The 17,529-nt window shown below is 55.0% G+C and carries 15 protein-coding genes and 1 pseudogene; 7 read left to right on the top strand and 9 right to left on the bottom strand.

From position 1 onward, the window contains the following. Positions 1 to 179: 179 nt before the first annotated feature. The 6 genes and pseudogenes from RY831_RS14550 (at position 180) to RY831_RS14525 (ending at position 5,548) form a co-directional block, all read left to right on the top strand. Complete coding sequence (locus RY831_RS14550; protein ID WP_326507087.1) at positions 180 to 596, top strand: hypothetical protein; 417 nt, start codon at positions 180 to 182, stop codon at positions 594 to 596. A 42-nt stretch (positions 597 to 638) separates the two neighbouring features. Then, the gene (locus RY831_RS14545) at positions 639 to 929 is read left to right on the top strand and encodes a hypothetical protein (RefSeq protein WP_326507086.1); all 291 of its coding nucleotides are present in this window, start codon (positions 639 to 641) and stop codon (positions 927 to 929) included. A 138-nt stretch (positions 930 to 1,067) separates the two neighbouring features. Continuing rightward, positions 1,068 to 2,080 (top strand): annotated as a pseudogene (locus RY831_RS14540) (IS110 family RNA-guided transposase). A gap of 571 nt (positions 2,081 to 2,651) precedes the next feature. After that, positions 2,652 to 3,608 carry an IS5 family transposase gene (locus RY831_RS14535; RefSeq protein WP_326507084.1) on the top strand — a complete coding sequence of 319 codons (957 nt, stop codon included), beginning with the start codon at positions 2,652 to 2,654 and terminating at the stop codon, positions 3,606 to 3,608. 275 nt (positions 3,609 to 3,883) lie between these two features. Continuing rightward, positions 3,884 to 4,369: an IS5 family transposase gene (locus tag RY831_RS14530; protein WP_326507083.1), complete on the top strand. Its 486-nt coding sequence runs from the start codon at positions 3,884 to 3,886 to the stop codon at positions 4,367 to 4,369. A gap of 351 nt (positions 4,370 to 4,720) precedes the next feature. After that, positions 4,721 to 5,548, top strand: a complete 828-nt coding sequence (locus RY831_RS14525) for an IS5 family transposase (RefSeq protein WP_326507082.1) — start codon at positions 4,721 to 4,723, stop codon at positions 5,546 to 5,548. Positions 5,549 to 5,590: 42 nt separating this feature from the next. On the opposite strand, the gene RY831_RS14520 is transcribed toward RY831_RS14525, so the two are convergent. From RY831_RS14520 to RY831_RS14485, 8 genes are all read right to left on the bottom strand, one after another. After that, positions 5,591 to 7,009 (bottom strand): hypothetical protein, encoded by a 1,419-nt coding sequence (locus RY831_RS14520; protein ID WP_326507081.1) that lies wholly within the window; start codon positions 7,007 to 7,009, stop codon positions 5,591 to 5,593. A 190-nt stretch (positions 7,010 to 7,199) separates the two neighbouring features. After that, the gene (locus RY831_RS14515; protein ID WP_326507080.1) at positions 7,200 to 8,276 is read right to left on the bottom strand and encodes a porin; all 1,077 of its coding nucleotides are present in this window, start codon (positions 8,274 to 8,276) and stop codon (positions 7,200 to 7,202) included. Positions 8,277 to 8,411: 135 nt separating this feature from the next. Next, positions 8,412 to 9,443 carry a 2Fe-2S iron-sulfur cluster-binding protein gene (locus RY831_RS14510; protein WP_326507079.1) on the bottom strand — a complete coding sequence of 344 codons (1,032 nt, stop codon included), beginning with the start codon at positions 9,441 to 9,443 and terminating at the stop codon, positions 8,412 to 8,414. Positions 9,444 to 9,456: 13 nt separating this feature from the next. Next, positions 9,457 to 9,933 carry an aromatic-ring-hydroxylating dioxygenase subunit beta gene (locus RY831_RS14505; RefSeq protein WP_326507078.1) on the bottom strand — a complete coding sequence of 159 codons (477 nt, stop codon included), beginning with the start codon at positions 9,931 to 9,933 and terminating at the stop codon, positions 9,457 to 9,459. A gap of 1 nt (position 9,934) precedes the next feature. Then, positions 9,935 to 11,194, bottom strand: coding sequence for an aromatic ring-hydroxylating dioxygenase subunit alpha (locus tag RY831_RS14500; protein ID WP_326507077.1), 1,260 nt, complete (start codon positions 11,192 to 11,194; stop codon positions 9,935 to 9,937). A gap of 121 nt (positions 11,195 to 11,315) precedes the next feature. Further along, positions 11,316 to 12,803, bottom strand: a complete 1,488-nt coding sequence (locus tag RY831_RS14495) for an aldehyde dehydrogenase family protein (protein WP_326507076.1) — start codon at positions 12,801 to 12,803, stop codon at positions 11,316 to 11,318. A 16-nt stretch (positions 12,804 to 12,819) separates the two neighbouring features. Then, positions 12,820 to 14,547: a thiamine pyrophosphate-requiring protein gene (locus tag RY831_RS14490; RefSeq protein WP_326507075.1), complete on the bottom strand. Its 1,728-nt coding sequence runs from the start codon at positions 14,545 to 14,547 to the stop codon at positions 12,820 to 12,822. Positions 14,548 to 14,595: 48 nt separating this feature from the next. After that, complete coding sequence (locus RY831_RS14485) at positions 14,596 to 15,576, bottom strand: Bug family tripartite tricarboxylate transporter substrate binding protein (protein ID WP_326507074.1); 981 nt, start codon at positions 15,574 to 15,576, stop codon at positions 14,596 to 14,598. Between the two features lie 210 nt (positions 15,577 to 15,786). On the opposite strand from RY831_RS14485, the gene RY831_RS14480 reads away from it, so the two are divergent. Beyond that, the gene (locus tag RY831_RS14480; protein ID WP_326507073.1) at positions 15,787 to 16,683 is read left to right on the top strand and encodes a LysR family transcriptional regulator; all 897 of its coding nucleotides are present in this window, start codon (positions 15,787 to 15,789) and stop codon (positions 16,681 to 16,683) included. Between the two features lie 6 nt (positions 16,684 to 16,689). Here the strand turns inward: RY831_RS14480 and RY831_RS14475 are convergent, their stop codons facing one another. Continuing rightward, complete coding sequence (locus RY831_RS14475) at positions 16,690 to 17,460, bottom strand: IclR family transcriptional regulator domain-containing protein (protein WP_326507072.1); 771 nt, start codon at positions 17,458 to 17,460, stop codon at positions 16,690 to 16,692. Between the last annotated feature and the right edge of the window lie 69 nt (positions 17,461 to 17,529).

Here is a 17,529-nt window from a genome sequence, read left to right as displayed (position 1 = left end):
CGTAGACGCTAGACGGTATGCAGCCAGAGCGGATAGCCGATGGTGTGCGCGTAATCCACTGGCACGTCAGTCTGTAAAAATATTACCGCACCGGCGAAACGGTAAGTGCAATATAGTAATATTGCATTTGAGCATTCTTTTCCAGCCCTTGTTATTTCAGTTATGGGACAGGAGTCAAGATGAAAGCCAAGCCCAGTTTGCTTGTCGCGGTTCGTCCGAAAGGCCTACCCAGATTATGCAAGGCGCTAGAGGCGGAATTTTCTCTGGCGTTTTGTCATACCCTGGCCGATGCACAAGCCATGTTGGATAAAGACATCCAAGGCATCGTCTGCGGTACCAACTTTGACGAGAGTAGGATGTTCGATTTACTTCGCTACGCGAAGTCGAAGGAGCAAGCGAGGAATCTCCCGTCTGTATGCGTAAAGGTTTTCGGTAGCGTGTTGCATGACGGGACATTTGCCGGCGTAGAGAAGGCCGCCAAATTGCTGGGCGCCTCGGCCTATATTGACTTTGCGCAGTGGAGGGTAGAGATGGGTAAGCTTGACGCTGCTATGAAGCTGCGCTCAACGCTTCATGCACTCATCGCTAACCATTAGGAATAGTTTTAACCAGCCGCTCTATATCGCATATGGCTTCTTATGGATACATCTGAACAAGCTACAAAAGCGACAACAACGTACAATCCCAGCCGGTTGCTGGATATCGTCATCGATAGATTGCAGCTAAAGAACGATGCGGCGCTGGCGCGAACACTCGGCGTCCCTGCACCAATGATTAGCAAGATCCGTCACCGTCGGCTTCCCATTGGCGCATCGCTTCTGATTTCAATGCATGAAGAAACTGGATGGAGTATTCGCGAGCTGCGGGATCTGATGGGTGACCGTCGTCAGAAATTTCGCATCAGCCTTGTTCACTTCAAGCCGAAATGAATTGGCATTCCTCGAATGGATTTTCGATCAATGCAAGTGAAGAATAATGAAAATCATCTAGCCGGCTGACCAAATGCCGAGACGGCATTGGCGTAAAGTAAGTGTCCGACTTGCTTTACCTACGGACGGAGGCTCACGATGAAGTACTGTGGCATCGACTTGCATTCGAACAACTGCCTTATCGTGGTCATTGATGACCACGATAAGGTCTTGCTGGAAGTGCGCGTTCAAAATGACTTGGCCGGCATTCTAAAGCTGCTTTGTCCCAACAGGTGCGAGCTGGGCGGGGTGGTCGTTGAAGCAACCTACAACTGGTATTGGCTGGTCGATGGGTTGATGCAGGCCGGTTATGACGTGAAGTTGGCCAACCCCTCCGCCATCAAGAAATACGACGGACTCAAGCATAGGGGCGATCAAGCCGATGCCCGATATCTGGCACACCTACTGCGCCTGGGTATTCTTCCTACCGGAGCTATCCTACCCAAGGAAGCGCGTGCCACACGAGACCTGGCAAGAAAGCGCATGCAGTTAGTGAGGAGCCGCACAGCTCATATTCTGGCAGCAGAGAACATCACGTCGCGTGAATACGGCAGTCGCATCAGCAGTAACCAGGTTAAGCAACTGGAGTCCGAACAGATCGATGCCATGGCGCTCTATGACGATGTGAAGTACGCGCTGAAAGCCAATGTGGCCATTGTTAAAGCCCTCAGCGAACAGATTGAAATGGTCGAAAAGCGCATTCATGAGCAGGTTGCATCAAAATCAGAATATCGCTTGCCCAATAGTGTGCCCGGTATTGGCAGGACTCTTGCGCCAGTCATCCTGCTTGAAACCGGACCTATCGAGCGCTTCAAGGATGTCGGCAACTTCGCCTCCTATGCTCGTTGTGTGAACAGTGAATACACCAGCAACGGCAAGAAGAAAGGCGAAGGCAACATGAAGAACGGGAACAAGTATCTTGCTTGGGCGTTCGTGGAAGCTGCCAACATTGCGCGCGTTATGACGACCAGGCCAGATGCTTTTATGAGCGTAAGAAGGCAAAAACCAACGGAGTAGTGGCGACGAAGGCGCTGGCGCACAAACTGGCCCGGGCGTGCTACCACATCCTTAAGGAAGGCAAGCCGTTTGACGGGGCACGCTGCTTTGCATAGGTTATGGCGGCAGGGATGAGCCAGCAAATTTGACTGGTAAAACCATCAATAATGAATGGACATCTCATGCTGCCACCCAATCGCATTGCGAATCGCCTGCGACATGAGCCATCTTAGGATTGGCGCCGGAAGATCGGCAACGATAGGTAATGCGACGACACATTGGACATAAAGCGGCACCAACGTTCTTCTGGGGCAGAGACTCTGCCAGGGCAAAGATAGGTAGCGGCCTATCAACTGCTTGAACCATATGGGTGTCTGGCGCGATTCGTTTGCAGCCAGCATGGGAAGAAACGGGCGCGATATGCAGGGCGAAGGGGTCGGAAAACGAAGGAATGGCATGGCCTCAGTTGCCAGGGTATCCCATTCCCCCTTGATTTTAGCCGGCTAATGGGTGTCACGTTTTCGTTGGTGGCTTGAATAGTAAAGTGAAAATCGTTTCGGGTAAGAAGAGCTTTGCATCCGATAAGGTACCTATATCTAAGAGTTAAGGAATCTCTGCAAAAGTCGTCCGTTTTATTGTGTCATGCGTTAAGCATACAGGCTTGAAACGGGAGAGGGAAATCTGACGATGAAACAACAAACGCTGGCACAAGGCAGCTTCGAGCTGTACCGCAAACCGACCAAGCGCGAGAAGTTTCTCAACGACATGGAACAAGTCATTCCGTGGCAAGCGCTGCACGACTTGCTGATGCCGTATTACCCAAAGGCGGGCAATGGTCGGCCACCGGTTGGTCTGATGAAGATGCTGCGCTTACACTTTCTGCAGCATTGGTACAACTTGTCCGATCCGGGTCTGGAAGAGGCATTGTACGAATCCGAGAGTGTGCGTCGCTTTGCCGGTAGCGACTTGGGATGCGAGCCAGTGCCCGATGAAACGACCATCCTGCGCTTTCGCCGCATGCTGGAAGAGTATGACCTGGGCCGGCGCCTGTTCGCCGAAGTCGGCCGCATGCTGCAAGAGCGAGGCATCAAAGTGTCGGGCGGAACGATCGTAGATGCCACCATCATTGCTGCGCCGTCGTCGACCAAGAATGCAGATAAGGAGCGCGATCCTGAAATGCGCTCGACGAAGAAAGGAAACCAATGGCATTTCGGGATGAAACTGCACATTGGGGTCGACAGCAAGACGGGCTTGATCCACAGTGCGGCGGCAAGTTCGGCCAACGTGCACGACAGCGAAGTCCTGCCCGATCTGTTGCATGGGAACGAAACGCGTGTGTATGGCGACAGCGCGTACAGGGATCAGGCACAAACGATACGCAGGAAGGCGCCGCGCGCAAAGGACTTCACACAAGCGCGTGCTTACCGCAACCGGCCACTGACCGAGAGTGAGACCACGGCCAACCGTACCAAGTCGACGACGCGTGCGAAGGTTGAGCATCCGTTTCTGGTCATCAAGCGGCTGTGGGGATTTTCGAAGGTGCGCTATCGCGGCATAGCGAAGAACGCCACGCGCACCTATGTCGCCTGTGCGCTGGCGAACCTGTTCCTGGCGCGACGGTGCGCAGCGCTGCAAAGGGTGTAGTCCGCCCGCTGCGCTCCGGGGCGCGCTAAAGCAGCGCATACCGGGGTGTCGAAGGGGGAACTGGCGCTAGATTCTATCGACAGTACGCAATAGCGATCAATGATAGACCCATGACTCCCGATTTTCAGACTAGAGCAGAGGTTCCCTAACCGCTTCCCATCTGGCTGTACATGCTTCAGACGTTTCACCCGATGGGTCAAGGCGGGTGTCATGAGGCAGATACTCGAAGCACTGGCGCGACACCTGGAACAAGCAGGAAAAATTGATCTGTCCGAATGCTTCATCGACGGCACTTTCGTAGTGGCGAAAAAGGGGGATCCAAAGTGGGAAAGACCAAGCGGGGCAAGGGTACGAAGCTCAGGGTCATTACAGACGCTCATGGTCTTCCACTCGCCGTGCACACGGCTTCTGCTAGCCCACATGAAGTCACCCTTGTCGAAGCTACCCTCGATGAAGCCGTCACCCTGGGACGACCCCGACGACTTATTGGGGATCGTGCCTACGACAGTGATCCGCTCGATCAAAGGCTGGCAGAGCGCGGCATTGAATTGATTGCACCGCATCGCAAGGGCCGCCTCCGGCCTGCCACACAGGATGGTCGTCCTCTGCGACGTTACAGAAGCCGATGGAAGGTCGAACGCACCTTTGCCTGGCTTAATAAGTTTAAGCGTGTCATTACACGTTGGGACCGCTGCATCGAACATTACACCGCCTTTGTTCATTTCTCACTTGTCATGATTCTGCTTCGACGCCATTTATGAAATGAGTTCTAATATACTAGGGGGGATTCAAGAGGACCTTCGAATAATATCGTTGAGCTTCATGTGTGAAGCTGTTCATAAGTAACAATCCTTGTCCTGATTGATATACCTATGAGAACGGTGCGACATCTATGGAAAAACTTTCTAACCAAAGAGTAAGGTTTCAAATATAAAACAGAATTTGGGCAATTTCATATAAAAAACATTACCATAGCTTGTTATGCAGTCACTTTCAAAGATTGTGCAGCCTCCTCGAACAAAATATGGGAACCTCTAAGAGCCCGTTTGAAAACGCATCAAAGGAGGAGTAAGTTGGTACTTTGATGTGTTGGGATCGCATGGAGGATTACCATGTGGACAGAGCGGCAGCGAGCCAAACAGATCCGTCAGGAACGCAAGGTCAAGCGTTACCCAAGCGATCTGAGCGATCAGGAATGGCAGGCCATTGAGCCCTTGCTGCCTTCACCGGCCAGAACCGGTCGCCGCCGAATAACAGACTTGCGCGAAGTGCTTAATGCCATTCGGTACCTGGTGCGCTCTGGATGCGAATGGCGCATGCTGCCGGTGCACTTTCCGCCATGGCAAACGGTGTACTGGTGGTTCCGGCGTTTTGTGAGGCGGTTGCTGTTCAAGGTCATTCATGATGTTGCCTTGATGCTGGACCGTCAGAATCAAAATAGACAAGAGTCTCCCAGTGCCGCGGTCATCGACAGTCAAACCATCAAAGCACCGGGCGGCGTGGCAAGGGGCTATGACGCCAACAAGAAGATCAGGGGCCGTAAGCGACATGTTGCAGTCGATAGTGATGGACGGCTGTTGATGGTGAACCTAACGCCGGCAGACATGGCTGATTCGACCGGAGCAGAATGGCTGCTGTTGGCACTGAAGAAGCGATGGCCGTGGGTCAAGCATCTGTTTGCCGATGCAGCGTACGACCGACGCAGATTGCTCGACGAAGCGATGATGCTTGGATTCGTAGTTGAAGTCGTGCGCAAGCTGGAGGATCAGCACACATTTGTTCCGCCGCCGCGTCGCTGGGTTGTCGAGCGTTCCTTTGGGTGGATGGTGCAATGGCGGCGCTTAGTACGTGACTATGAGGGACGCATCGACGTCTCCTGCGAAATGATATATGTCGCTATGGGCAGCTTACTTCTCAAACGTCTATTCGAAAATGAGTAGTTTTCAAACGGGCTCTAAGAGCTGCTGGCGTCTTCGTCAAAGTCAGACGAGTAGTATGAAAAGACAAAGTACGCAGAAGTAGCCTGCAGCGTATGGAGCGTTCCACCACGCCAGGCGAAAGGTCGACGTGTTGGAGATGGTCTGCACCAAGCCCAGTGTGCCGCTGAAGGGGCCAAGCATAAACGTCAGAACGGAACTGCCGACCAGAGTAATTGCAAGCTGTGTCGATGAGATGCCTAGAACTTCGGGACGTAGCGCTTCTCCCAATAAAGCAATACCTACTAGCGGATGCACACCTACGAAGGAAACAGCAAGCGCGATCACAGGCATGAACAAAAGTAGAAGTGGGGCCCCAATCACTTCATTCATCTTTATGAAAAGTTCGTTCACCATATGATTGGTGCCCGATAGCGCAATGGCAGTTGCGAGGAAGCCGGCGCTGAGGAAAACCGCATACTGATCTGCCATGCGCGGAAGACGATCGAAGAATTCGCGACTTCCTTCGGATGCAAAGCGTTTGCCTTTTCCAAGCAGCATGCACCAAATCAATGCTGCTGGTATCGCAAGCAGTGTCACTACAGTCACTAAGCCAACCCTCATCCAGTGTTCGAGCACAACGATGGATAAGAGGAGGATGAAAATCCCGAACACCATCTGCATCAGATCAGAAAGAGAGGAATAATATTCTGAATCCGGTGCGCTCGGTTCTGCTGTAAGTGCTTGGTCTGGGGGACAAGTCTCACTGCCTTCGATTAGGCTAAATATCAGCCAATTTACTCCTAGACAGACCAGACTAAGCAGCAACAATAGTGGGAAAAGCGAAAACCAGTCCATTCGCAGGGATTGCAACACCACGCCGACAATGCCTGATACCGGTGTCCAAAAGAGCGGAAGGACATATCCGGATATGGCAGACACAGTCATGAAACGTTGCTCGCTGCGTAGTGGAAAATTGTCAACGACAGGTCGCATACACGCCATCATGATCGGGATGGCGGCCATACTGACGAATGAACCACATAAGTACGCCATTGATGTCGTGATGCAGTTCAGCGAAAACTTAGTCTTGACACGTCCCAGCATTAGACTTTGGATCGCATGGCTGTAACCACCCAGCCGGATCGGTGCAGCCAGTATGGGAAGTACAGCGAACAAAGCAATAAGGTAAGCCATCTGTCCGTAGGCACCAATGAATTCCCGAAAGCCCAACCCAGCTCGCCAAAGCAGTAACCCGCCTGCAGAAACGAATACCATGGCAATGGTACGCCCCAATGGCGTTGCAACTGGCAACGAGACTACGATGGACAAGAGCGAAGCACCAGACAGAGCCAGCCCAAAGATCGGCAGACTGGTGACCTTGAAGGCCAGAAAGCAAAGGATGACAGTAAGGTAGATTGCAGCGCGCAGATATACGACGGGTGTTGACGCAATGAGATTTTGCGCAGGAGTTGAGGCTTTCATTCCAATGGCGGCCTTCACATAATGTTGGGTCGGATCGACGTGGTCATTTTGTCCTGGGAACGTCTCCGGGTTCGGTGTCGGCCGCTTGGCGAAGATAGCAGGTATGTCTACGTGGCGGCAGTCAGGGCAGGGTGCATGTCAGTAAAGAGCACGCTTTGCTGTCCACTGCAAAGCGTGCAACCTTGAGCTATCAAAAGAAGTGTCGGATTCCGACCTGCAGACTGCTGATGTCTTGTCCGCGTGCCGCAGTCCCATAGGTCTTTGAACTCGGCCACAGGCCGAAGTTTGCGGTTGCACCATTGTTGAGACGGGCATAGCCCGTGTATAGCGTAGTCCGCTTAGATAACTCGTGCGTGTACCCGATAGCAGCTACAGTCGCCTTGGAGCCGGCGACACCATCAACCTCTGCCGCGGCGTAGGAGGTACGGATGGCACCCCGGCCGATCGGGTAGGTCAACCCGAGTAGATATCCCTCAAGGTCACCCGGCGACGCTTCCAGCTTGTTCCTGAGCAAGTAGCCATGAAGCTTAACGAACTTGAAGTCATAGGTTGCGCCAAGAGTATAGGTCTTTTTCGACCGCTCACCGCCTGCCGGCGCAGTCGCAACGCCTTCGTCCTCATAGCTAAGGCCGGCATAAAATGGCCCCTGTGCGTATTCCAGCCCAAATGACTTAAATTCCCCAAGGTCCCGCGGTTCCGATGGGCGTTCGCTCAGTCCATATAGAACCCGACCGGTGAAGCCCGCGAACGTGGGCGATATATACTGGACGGCATTGTCCTGCACCAGGCGATAGCCACGCTGGGCATTGCCGGCATTTGCCTGCAGCAGGTTAAACAACGCGCCGTTGCCCGAGCGCTGGAACGGGTCGACCTTCGCCGTAATCCAGAACGCCGGCCCGTATTGACTTCCCAGCAAAACAGTACCGTATTGACTGTGTCCGACGCCAACCAACGCTTCCCGGTTCCAAAATGCTGTCGCGCTGCCTAACGCACCGGTATCGACGCTGAACCCGTTCTCCAGCTTGAATTGCGCGCGCCAGCCACCGCCGAGGTCTTCGGTGCCGCGTACGCCCCAATACGACGTGTCCGTAGACAAATACCGGGCGTTTGCGGAAGTAGTGGTCGGCGTGGACGAAAAGCGGACGGCATCGACGACCACATCCAACCGGCCGTAGATCGTGACGCCATTGCCTGGAGCCGTTTGTGCCAATGCCGTTCCTTGCGCGAATGCCGCTCCCAATGCGAGCGCTGTCCATGCCGATTTCATTGCGTTCTCTCCTCTTATTGAATGTTATAGAGGGCGGTTGTCACCGCCCGTACTGCATCTTGTATGGCTGATGCTCATTGTCCGAGCGCTTTGCCAGCATACGGCCATATGGTGGTTGATTGTTGCAGACCTTGCTCACGCCGCCTCAGCTATCACTGAAGGTGCCAGTTCCATTGCCGGGATGTAAGCATCGGCAAAGAATGCGTCATGCGCCATCCCGCCGATGTTTTCAAATGCTTCCCTTGCCGCGGTAATCATGCCGGGCGCCCCGCACGCGTACACTTCATGCCCTGCAAGATTAGGGAGGTCTTCGAGCACTGCGTTGTGAACAAGTCCGGAACGCCCATTCCAGTCCTGGAGCGCGTCGGACACCACCGGGATGTAGCTGAAATCGGGAATATCCTGCGCCCATTGATTACACAAATCGTTCATGTACAACAGTTCTGGCGTGCGTGCGCCGAAGTACAGGTGGACGGGCCGTCGCACATTATTTTTCTTCATATCTTCGATTATCGATTTCACCGGAGCAAAGCCCGTGCCGCCAACCACGAACACGATTGGAGCCTCAGTCTTACGCAGGTAAAAGTCGCCGAACGGCAGGCGCACCGTCAACGTATCCCCAGCCTTGACCGAGTTGAACAGAAGCTCGGAAAATAAGCCGCCTTTTAGGTACCGAATATGCAGTTCCACGCCGTCGTTCTGGTGCGGCGGGTTCGCCATCGAGAAGCTGCGCTCCTCACCGTTGTCCAACATCACCTTCAGATACTGGCCAGCCTTGAACTTGACTCGGGTGCCTGCGGGAAAGCGCAGTTTCAGGATCATCACTTCCGACGCTGCCTTGGCGATCTTGTATACCTTTGCCTTGACGGTTTTATGTGCATTGGGATCCAGCTTGCGGACTTCGCGCGGATGCAGAACCATATCTGAGCAGGGCTTTACCCTGCACAGCTTGACGCGCTCGGACGGACCGCAATGACCGCGATCGTCGCCAGTGCGGCCGGCGATGGCATACTCGCCCGCCACAACATCGCCCTCGCAGCTGCCACATACACCGGATCGGCAGGAGTAGGGAAATTCGAGGCCGGCGCGCATCGCGCCGTCAAGAACCGTTTCGTCGTCCTTGCAGTCATAGGACATGCCGCTCTGAGGCAAGTCTATTTTAAACATGATTACTCCTCGTTTATAGCGGTATTGCGAGTAGCGTATCGAAGACCGAGCTGTCGCAGACAACGATACGCTTTGCAATCCTCAGTGTGCCGTCGCTGCCTGTTCTAAATTCATCTTGGTAGAAACCGGTGACGAACAGGGAAGTACGTCCGTCACGCATGATCCGATACACCGCGAACGGGGTTTCCGATTTCGCGACGCCGTCGACGGCTTCCGCACGCGTGGGCATCATGACGAGATGCCTATAACGGTGCTCCTCGTAAATATTGGCCTCGCGCAGGCCTGATACACGGTCTTTAAGCATGCCTTTGGAATCGCAGTAGACAATGCCCGTCTCCAAGCCCTTGGCGTGGTTATCAAAGGATGTGATGGTGTAGAGACAGTCATCAGTAAAGTAATCCGGCCATTCTTCGAGGTGGTCAGTATCGATGGTGTGTGCGTACTGAGAGTTGAGCAGGCTGATTGAAAACAACAGGTCGGACGGCTTCATGTCAGATCCCCATGTGGTTGCGATAGGTCTTCCAGAACCCGCGTACAGCGGCCTCGGTGGCTCGGGTATCCTGCGATGAGGTGGAGTCGCCGCCCATTTCCAGAATTGCCGACTCGTCACCCGCGCTGACGACGCCACGCTGCACGAAGCCGCCGACGCAACCGTCTTCCATGGATACCAGTCCAGCAGGGCCGACCAGATTGGACTGCTTGATGCGATTGCGGATCATTTCCGGCGTATCGTCTTCGAAGCCGATATAGGTCCAGTTGAGCGTGGTCGCATCCACATCGGTGGGCAGCACTTGCCTTACCACCACGCTGTTCCAGATCTGCCCCATGACAAAGCCCGGAAATACGGTCAGGATCTGCAGCGTAATACCGTCGCCGAATTCATCGGTGCCTGTGAGAAAACCCGGATCGTGCAGTTGGTACTTGTCACTCTCCGAACGGATGCCCTGTTCACGATACTCGGTATCGGCCTGCCAGCCTTCTTCGATCATCGAATAGCTGACGTGATTGCCCCCATCCTCGGATACGATCAAGCCGCCTTTCTGGGTCAGGCGGTTGACGTTGAACGTCGTCAGGAATAGGTGAAGCAGGCTGGCGTGGTACGAATCCTTAACATTTTCGTAATACAGCTTCCAGTTATTGGGGAGAGCTTGGGAGAAGCGGCCGAGGACTTTGACCGGCTTGTTCATGATGCGTCGGATGCGTGCAAGGACGGGCTCGCCGATATAATCCTCGATGTCAGGAACGTCGTCGCTGAAGCTGCCGAATACCAGACCGCAGGTCGTCGCAATGCGCATCTTGCGCGGAGAATGCTCTTCCTTGCAGAAGCTGGCGGGCATCCCGCCTTTCCCGTTGACGCCTTTTTCAAAGGCGATGCCTTTCAGGTTGCCCTGCAGGTCATACGACCAGGCGTGATAGACGCAATTGAAGTTTTGCGCATTGCCAGCGTTCTCCAAGCAAATCAGCGCACCGCGATGGGAGCAACGGTTCTCGAAGCCATATATCTCGCCGTCATTGTCACGGGAGACAACGACCGGTGTTTCGCCCACGAACGTGCTCACAAAATCCCCAGCATTTTTCAGATCGGCTTCGAGGCATAGATAATTCCACACCGCACCCTGATAAATGTTGCGCTGTTCCTTCTGATACACCGATTTGTCTTGGTAGATCCAGAAGGGCACACGTGTAAGCTGGCCTTCAGGCCAATCCTCGCGCTTTTGCAATGCAGATGTATCGATTACCTTGGTATCCATAATGCTCTCTCTAAAAAACTTACTGCTTTATTGACCGCAGACGAGCAGGTGCTGTGTTCCCCGCAACAACTGCGCCTGCATCCAGTTGTGTTGTTCGATCCGTTTTCGAACCTCAGCGTTATCAATGCACAGGAACGTTGATGGCAGTGGCCTGCATGTACGCCTTCAACCCGTCGACTCCGTATTCGCAGCCGATACCGGATTCCTTGGCGCCGCCGAATGGAATACAGGCGTCCAGTCCGACATGCTGATTGACCCACGTTGTGCCGGCTTCCAATCGGTTTGCCAGTGCTTCCCCACGTTTGAGATCTTTGGTCCAAACCGATCCCGTCAGGCCGTAACGGGTATTGTTGGCACGGACGATCGCGTCGTCGACATTGTCGAACGGCAGGATCGGCAGTACAGGACCGAAGGGCTCTTCATCGACCAGGCGCATGCCTTCAGCGACATTGGTAACGATGGTCGGGGCGATGAAATATCCTGGGCCATTGAGGGCATGGCCGCCCGCTAGGAATTGGGCGCCCTGTTTCCGGGCATCGTCCAGCATGTCTAGCACGATGCGGTACTGTGCTGCGTTCTGCACCGGTCCAAGTTGTACCGTGGGATCGAAACCGTCGCCGACAATGGTGTTTTTCGCAATCCTTGCCATGGCTTCGCACAGGCTGGGGTAGATCGATCTTTGCACGAAGAGCCGCTTGATCGCCATACAGATCTGGCCGCTGTTACCGAATGCGGCGGCGTATAGTTTTGGCGCGACGGCGTCGACGTCGACGTCATCAAGGACGATGGCAGCATCGTTGCCACCCAGCTCCAAGGTCACCCGCTTGAGCGTGGCCGACGCGCTGGCCATGACGCGCTTGCCGGTCGCCACGGAACCGGTAAAGGAAATCTTGTCGATTCCGGAGTGCTCGGTCAGCCAGCGCCCCAGATCATTGCCACCCGCTAGCATGTTGAGTACGCCGGCCGGAAACAGATCGCAGGCGATCTCGCCGAGCCGAAGCGCAGACATCGGGGTGTAGGGCGACGGCTTCACTATGACGGTGTTGCCTGTATATAAAGCATGTGCAATCTTCGGTACACAGAGCACCAGCGGCATGTTCCAGGGGGTGATCGCGCCGACAACTCCTAGTGGGCGGTGGCGCATCGTGATGCGGCCTTGTGCATCGTCGCGCAGCACGACATCTTCCACCTGCAGCGTCACGAGTCTCTCCATCTGAGAGGCAGAGCGCTCGACCTCGTCGCGGGCACGTGCGATCGGCTTTCCGTTTTCGGATGTGATGAGCCGTGCTAGTTCCTCTCGATGGTCTCTGATTGCGGCGGCAAGGCCCAGCAGATGCCGCCGGCGCTCCTCCCAAGACAAAGTCGCCCAAGAGTAGCACGCACCACGTGCGGCCTCTACCGCTTGTTGCAGATTTTCCTGCGTCGCATCCGGGCAGCGCGCGAATGCCTGCGCCGTCGATGGATTGATGACTTCAAAGAATGCGGAACCCGCTACCGGTTTGCCGTTGATGGTATGTGGAAAGGTCAGTAGCGTGTCATGCGACTGTCCCCGGTTGTCCGCTAGTCCGGCTTCGGCGGTTGCTGCTGTATTCATGATTTCGACGCTCATAGCAGTTCCTTCTGACTCAGACGCCCATTACATTCAGCAATGCCTGCCGCTTTTCATGTCGAACGGCATGGAGAGCGCGCAGCAGCGCTGGAATTAATTGGTCTCTCTCGGTGACGCGCTCGCCATAGCCGCCGGATGCTTCGACGTACTTCTCGAAATCCGGCAACGGCTTCAACGAAGAGATCGGCGCGTGACCTCGCTTTTTGAGTTGTTGGTCAGCGTGTCCGTTGGCATACATACCCTGCGCGGCTTTCTGAACGGCGTCCCAAGACTCGTTATTGAAGATGACGGTCAGCAGTGGCAGCCTCAGCATGTCGGCTGCCTGGTGACACGCGGCCGGATTGGCAAAGAGATAGGCCCCGTCTCCCAGCACGGCAATGACAACCTTGTCTGGCGCAGCCTGTTGCACGCCGAGCGCCGCGGGCATTCCCCAGCCGAGTCCGCCGGAAGAGGGGAGCTGAAAGAAGGTGCCGGGTTGATTGAACGCCATCTGTTCCCGCATCGCGGGATATTCATTGACGATGATGGCATCTTCCGACTTGACCTCTTGCAAACAGCGCGACAGGAAAAGCTTGGTGATCGGGCCGCCTTTGGCGCGGTCTCCCTGCTCCCGCAATGCAACCGCCTGGCGCATATGCCTGCTTTGCGACGCTGCGGCAGCATGTCGTACCGATTGTCGAGGTTCACCGCCCGCCTCGGCCAAGGCAGGGATGAGCGCTTCCAGGAAGGACTGCGAGCTTGCGGTAATGGCCACATCGGACCGGAAGCTGCGGACCGGGTAGTTGCCGAAAAGCGGATCCGGACCGACCTGCGCGATGAAGGTATCCTCGTTCGGTTGGAAGAGTGCAGGAATCCAGGGAACATCGCAGTCGAGAAAAACAAGGGCGTCGGCTTCGCGGAAAACGCTGGCCATGTCGAATCCGAGATGCAGCGGATGGTCAGACGGAAAGCACATATAGCGCGGCTTGTTTTCCGCCACGCCTATGCCGAAGCGATTGGCGATCTCCTGCAGCAGCGCGACCGTGGCTGGATTGGCACCGGTATTGGTGCAGACGAACACAGGCATCTTCGCCTCAATCAAGGCGCGCGCTACAGCTGTAACGGCATGAGGGGCTGGATGCGGGCTCGTGGCGGCGAGGTAGGAGCCTCTCAGGCGACAGCCTTTCTTTTCCTGAGCAAGCACTTCGCGCGGCAGGGTGAGATAGACAGGGCCTCGTGGTTCGGTCATGCTGATGCCAAGAGCGCGATCGATGATTTGCTCGACATTTGTGCCGTCGCGTAGTTCGTAATCCCACTTCACCAGTTCGCGCAGCATGCCGCCCTGGTCATACATTTCCTGGGCCCAGTGGACCTCATGGCTTCGGGCACCGAGGCGGCCCTCCTCCAGCAATGGCGTGCGCCCTGCGGTAAACAGCACGGGGATCTGCGCCCTGGCGGCATTCATGATTGCGCAGACTGCGTTGGCGGCCCCCACGGTCACATGCAGCATAACGGCCTGAGGGCGCCCGGTCAGCATGGTGTAACCGTGGGCCATGCCTACCGCGAGATTCTCGTGAACGGCCAGAATCGGTGCAGGAAAGCGCAGCCCTGCTTCTTCCGCACGCGAATAGGCTTCGATCACGGGAGCAGTATCGGTGCCGGCACCGACGTACAGGAAATCGATACCTCGGTCGTGTAGAAGGGAAAGGTAGGCCTCGGCAACCGAAATGGTGTTCGCTGAAGTGAGCGCGCCGGTTTCTGTCATCTGGTTCACGGTCTTGTCTCCGACTGCATGCAGGATCTGAATCTAGCGTTATTCGCCCGTGATCTTTGCGGTCTCGATCACCTTCTGCCACTTGGCGGTCTCGCTTTTGAGGAAAGCCGCCATTTGTGCCGGCGTGCCTCCGGTGGTTTGAGCGCCAAGGTCTGCAAACTGCCTCTGAACGTCGGGTTCCTTGAGACTTTCGTTGACGCCCTTATTGATCTTGTCAACAACTGCGGCCGGTGTGCCGGGCGGAGCGACGAAAGCGACCCAGGTTGCGGATTCGAAGTTCTTGAGTCCTGCTTCGGCCGCCGTTGGCACGTTCGGCAAGGTTGCGAGGCGTTCCTTGGATGCGACGGCGAGAATGTTGACCCGCTTCTGGTTATAGAAGGGCAGGGACGTCGTGATGTTGTCGAAAATGAGATCCACCTGACCGCCGATCAAATCCGTTAATGCAGGCGTCGAACCTTTATAAGGAACATGCAGCATCTTTGTGCCAGTCATTGACTGAAATAATTCAGCGGTCAAATGCGATGTGGTGGCATTGCCTTGAGTCGCATACGTTACCTTTCCGGGATTCTGCTTCAACTGCGTCAGCAGTTCTTCCAGGGTTCGCACCTTGATGGTCGGACCGACAGTGAGCACGTTCGGCATGTCGGCGACCATGGCCACAGGCACAAGCCTTCGGGCGTCAAAATTCAGGTTTTTAAAGATATTGAAATTGATGGTGAGCGGTCCAGGAGCGCTGGACAATAGCGTGTAGCCATCCGGACTGGCGTTGACCACTGTTTGCGCAGCAATGTTGCCACCAGCGCCTGGCCGATTTTCCACAATAACGGGCTGACCCCATTTTGTGCTGAGCTTGCCTGCAATGATGCGGGTAATCGAGTCAGTGGTTCCGCCGGGTGGAAACGAAACAATGATCCTTACCGGCTTGGTTGGGTAGGCAGCCTCTTGCGCGACAGCTTGTTGTGTAGAGGCAAGCATAAGAACTGCAACACAGCCAGCGCTCTTGAACATGGTTTTCCACATGAAAGTCTCCTTCATCTCGTAATTGCTGCGGTGTGCTTTTGGTGAGGACCAGCAATGAAGAGGATGGTAATCTTCATTGATAAGGTGGGGAATAAGCCAGTTTGCGCGAGGACTTTTTCCAAAATGAGGGAAATAGCTGGGCATTCCGTTATATGATTTCGCTAAGCAGGCAAGACCGTTGGATCTTAGAAATGCTTGGTTGGAGCATGGATGGATACTTTGTTGAATCTGAAAGCGTTTCTGGAAACCGCTAGGACGGGAAACTTTACAGCGGCAGGACGGGCAATCGGTGTGGCACCATCGGTAGTGACAAAACGTGTCGATCAGCTCGAATGGCGGCTGAAGACTACGCTTCTCACGCGGACGACACGGAGAGTGGAGTTGACGGACGCCGGTAAGCTGTTTCTCCCGAAAGCCCGGACTTTGGTGAACGAGCTGGATGATTTAATGCGAGGGGTATCTACTTCGAACTCCGAATTGATCGGCAGCATCCGCATGAAAGTACCAACGACCCTGGGAGCGAATTATCTCGCCAAGATACTGATCACATTTCAGGAAGAGCATCCAGGTGTGAGCCTGAATGTGCAGACGCTCGACAGATCAGTCAATCCTGCCGATGAAGGTTTTGATATCGCGATCGGTGCCTTGCCAGAGGTGTACACGGGGGTCGTTGAGGAGCCATTGTGCATTTATCCGCGGTTGGCCTGCGCGTCGCCATCGTATTTGTCGGCGCGCGGGACGCCTTGTCATCCGAATGACTTAGCACACCATGATTGCCTTATTTTCGGACCGTCGGGAGCGGCATGGACTTTTGAAAGTGGCGAGAAACGTCTCGTCGTGGAAGGAAAGTCCAAGTTCTCCTCCAACAACAGCCATATGCTGTTGGCCGCCGCGCGCGAAGGCAAGGGAGTGGCCATACTCGCGAAAGTGATTCTTGCCCCTGCACTTGAAGCAGGACATCTCGTACCGATTCTCACCGAATATCCTGTACCGGATCTCTGGCTACGGGCATGGATTCCAAAGGCGAGAGCACATGTGCCGCATGTGCGTGCCTTGCTGGACTTTTTAAAGTGCGAGTTATTGAATCTGAATGAAAGCGGCTGGTAATGCGCATCAAATGAGGAAACCGAGCATCCGCCGTACGCTCTCCAGTTCGGGCAGCAGCGTATCGATCATGTTGTCGGCGGTTCGCCGCGACGCCGCCGTAGCGAGGCTGACCGACGCAAGCGTCTTGCCTGCAGCATTGCGGATGGGTACGGCAATGGATCGAACGCCGAGTTCCAACTCTTCATTGTTCAACGCATAGCCTTTTGCACGGACGCGGGCAAGTTCTTCCATCAGAGCGGGAATTTCAGTCTGCGTATTCGGCGTGAGTTTTTGACGCATCATCCGCTGCAGTCTCTGCAGTGCCTCGCCTTCCGGCAACGCAGCGAGCAGTACCCGCCCTGTCGCAGTGCAGTAAGCCGGCAGGCGCGATCCGATCCAGAGCCCGCCGGACAGGCTCCGCCTTGCGGCCGCACGCGCTACGAACACAGCATCGGAGCCGTCAAGAACCGCGAAGGAACTCGGCTCCTGAGTACGTTCGCTCAGGGCTTCCAGAGAAGGCTGAACCAGTTTTGCCAATGGCGACGCAGCGACATACGCATGCGCCAGGCGCAACAAGCGCGGCGCCGGCCGGAACTGCTTGCCGTCCGTTTCAAGGTAACCCAAGCGCTCCAGGGTAATGAGGGAACGACGCGCAGAAGAGCGTGAATGGCCGGTAATTTTTGCGGCCTCGCTGATGGTGAGAGGACCATTGTTCAATGCAAAAGCCTCGATGATCATCAAGCCCTTTTCCAGCCCGGCCACAAATTCTTTATCAAGATCAAGTTCAATGTCCGTCATGCGATAAATTCGTGTGGATTGTTCGATATGCGAACATTATATCCAAAATAACCCCCGTTTTGATCGACG

This window comes from Noviherbaspirillum album (assembly GCF_035916955.1).
Taxonomy (GTDB): Bacteria; Pseudomonadota; Gammaproteobacteria; order Burkholderiales; family Burkholderiaceae_D; genus Noviherbaspirillum; species Noviherbaspirillum album.
This window is presented reverse-complemented; position numbering and strand designations above follow the sequence as displayed.

Bases quoted from the DNA above. Each gene is read 5' to 3' on its own strand.
- RY831_RS14480 (WP_326507073.1), top strand. From the start codon at position 15,787: ATGGATACTTTGTTGAATCTGAAAGCGTTTCTGGAAACCGCTAGGACG.
- RY831_RS14505 (WP_326507078.1), bottom strand. From the start codon at position 9,933: ATGAAGCCGTCCGACCTGTTGTTTTCAATCAGCCTGCTCAACTCTCAG.
- RY831_RS14490 (WP_326507075.1), bottom strand. From the start codon at position 14,547: ATGACAGAAACCGGCGCGCTCACTTCAGCGAACACCATTTCGGTTGCC.
- RY831_RS14515 (WP_326507080.1), bottom strand. From the start codon at position 8,276: ATGAAATCGGCATGGACAGCGCTCGCATTGGGAGCGGCATTCGCGCAA.
- RY831_RS14485 (WP_326507074.1), bottom strand. From the start codon at position 15,576: ATGTGGAAAACCATGTTCAAGAGCGCTGGCTGTGTTGCAGTTCTTATG.
- RY831_RS14495 (WP_326507076.1), bottom strand. From the start codon at position 12,803: ATGAGCGTCGAAATCATGAATACAGCAGCAACCGCCGAAGCCGGACTA.
- RY831_RS14545 (WP_326507086.1), top strand. From the start codon at position 639: ATGGATACATCTGAACAAGCTACAAAAGCGACAACAACGTACAATCCC.
- RY831_RS14520 (WP_326507081.1), bottom strand. From the start codon at position 7,009: ATGAAAGCCTCAACTCCTGCGCAAAATCTCATTGCGTCAACACCCGTC.
- RY831_RS14475 (WP_326507072.1), bottom strand. From the start codon at position 17,460: ATGACGGACATTGAACTTGATCTTGATAAAGAATTTGTGGCCGGGCTG.
- RY831_RS14500 (WP_326507077.1), bottom strand. From the start codon at position 11,194: ATGGATACCAAGGTAATCGATACATCTGCATTGCAAAAGCGCGAGGAT.
- RY831_RS14550 (WP_326507087.1), top strand. From the start codon at position 180: ATGAAAGCCAAGCCCAGTTTGCTTGTCGCGGTTCGTCCGAAAGGCCTA.
- RY831_RS14510 (WP_326507079.1), bottom strand. From the start codon at position 9,443: ATGTTTAAAATAGACTTGCCTCAGAGCGGCATGTCCTATGACTGCAAG.
- RY831_RS14525 (WP_326507082.1), top strand. From the start codon at position 4,721: ATGTGGACAGAGCGGCAGCGAGCCAAACAGATCCGTCAGGAACGCAAG.
- RY831_RS14530 (WP_326507083.1), top strand. From the start codon at position 3,884: ATGCTTCATCGACGGCACTTTCGTAGTGGCGAAAAAGGGGGATCCAAA.
- RY831_RS14535 (WP_326507084.1), top strand. From the start codon at position 2,652: ATGAAACAACAAACGCTGGCACAAGGCAGCTTCGAGCTGTACCGCAAA.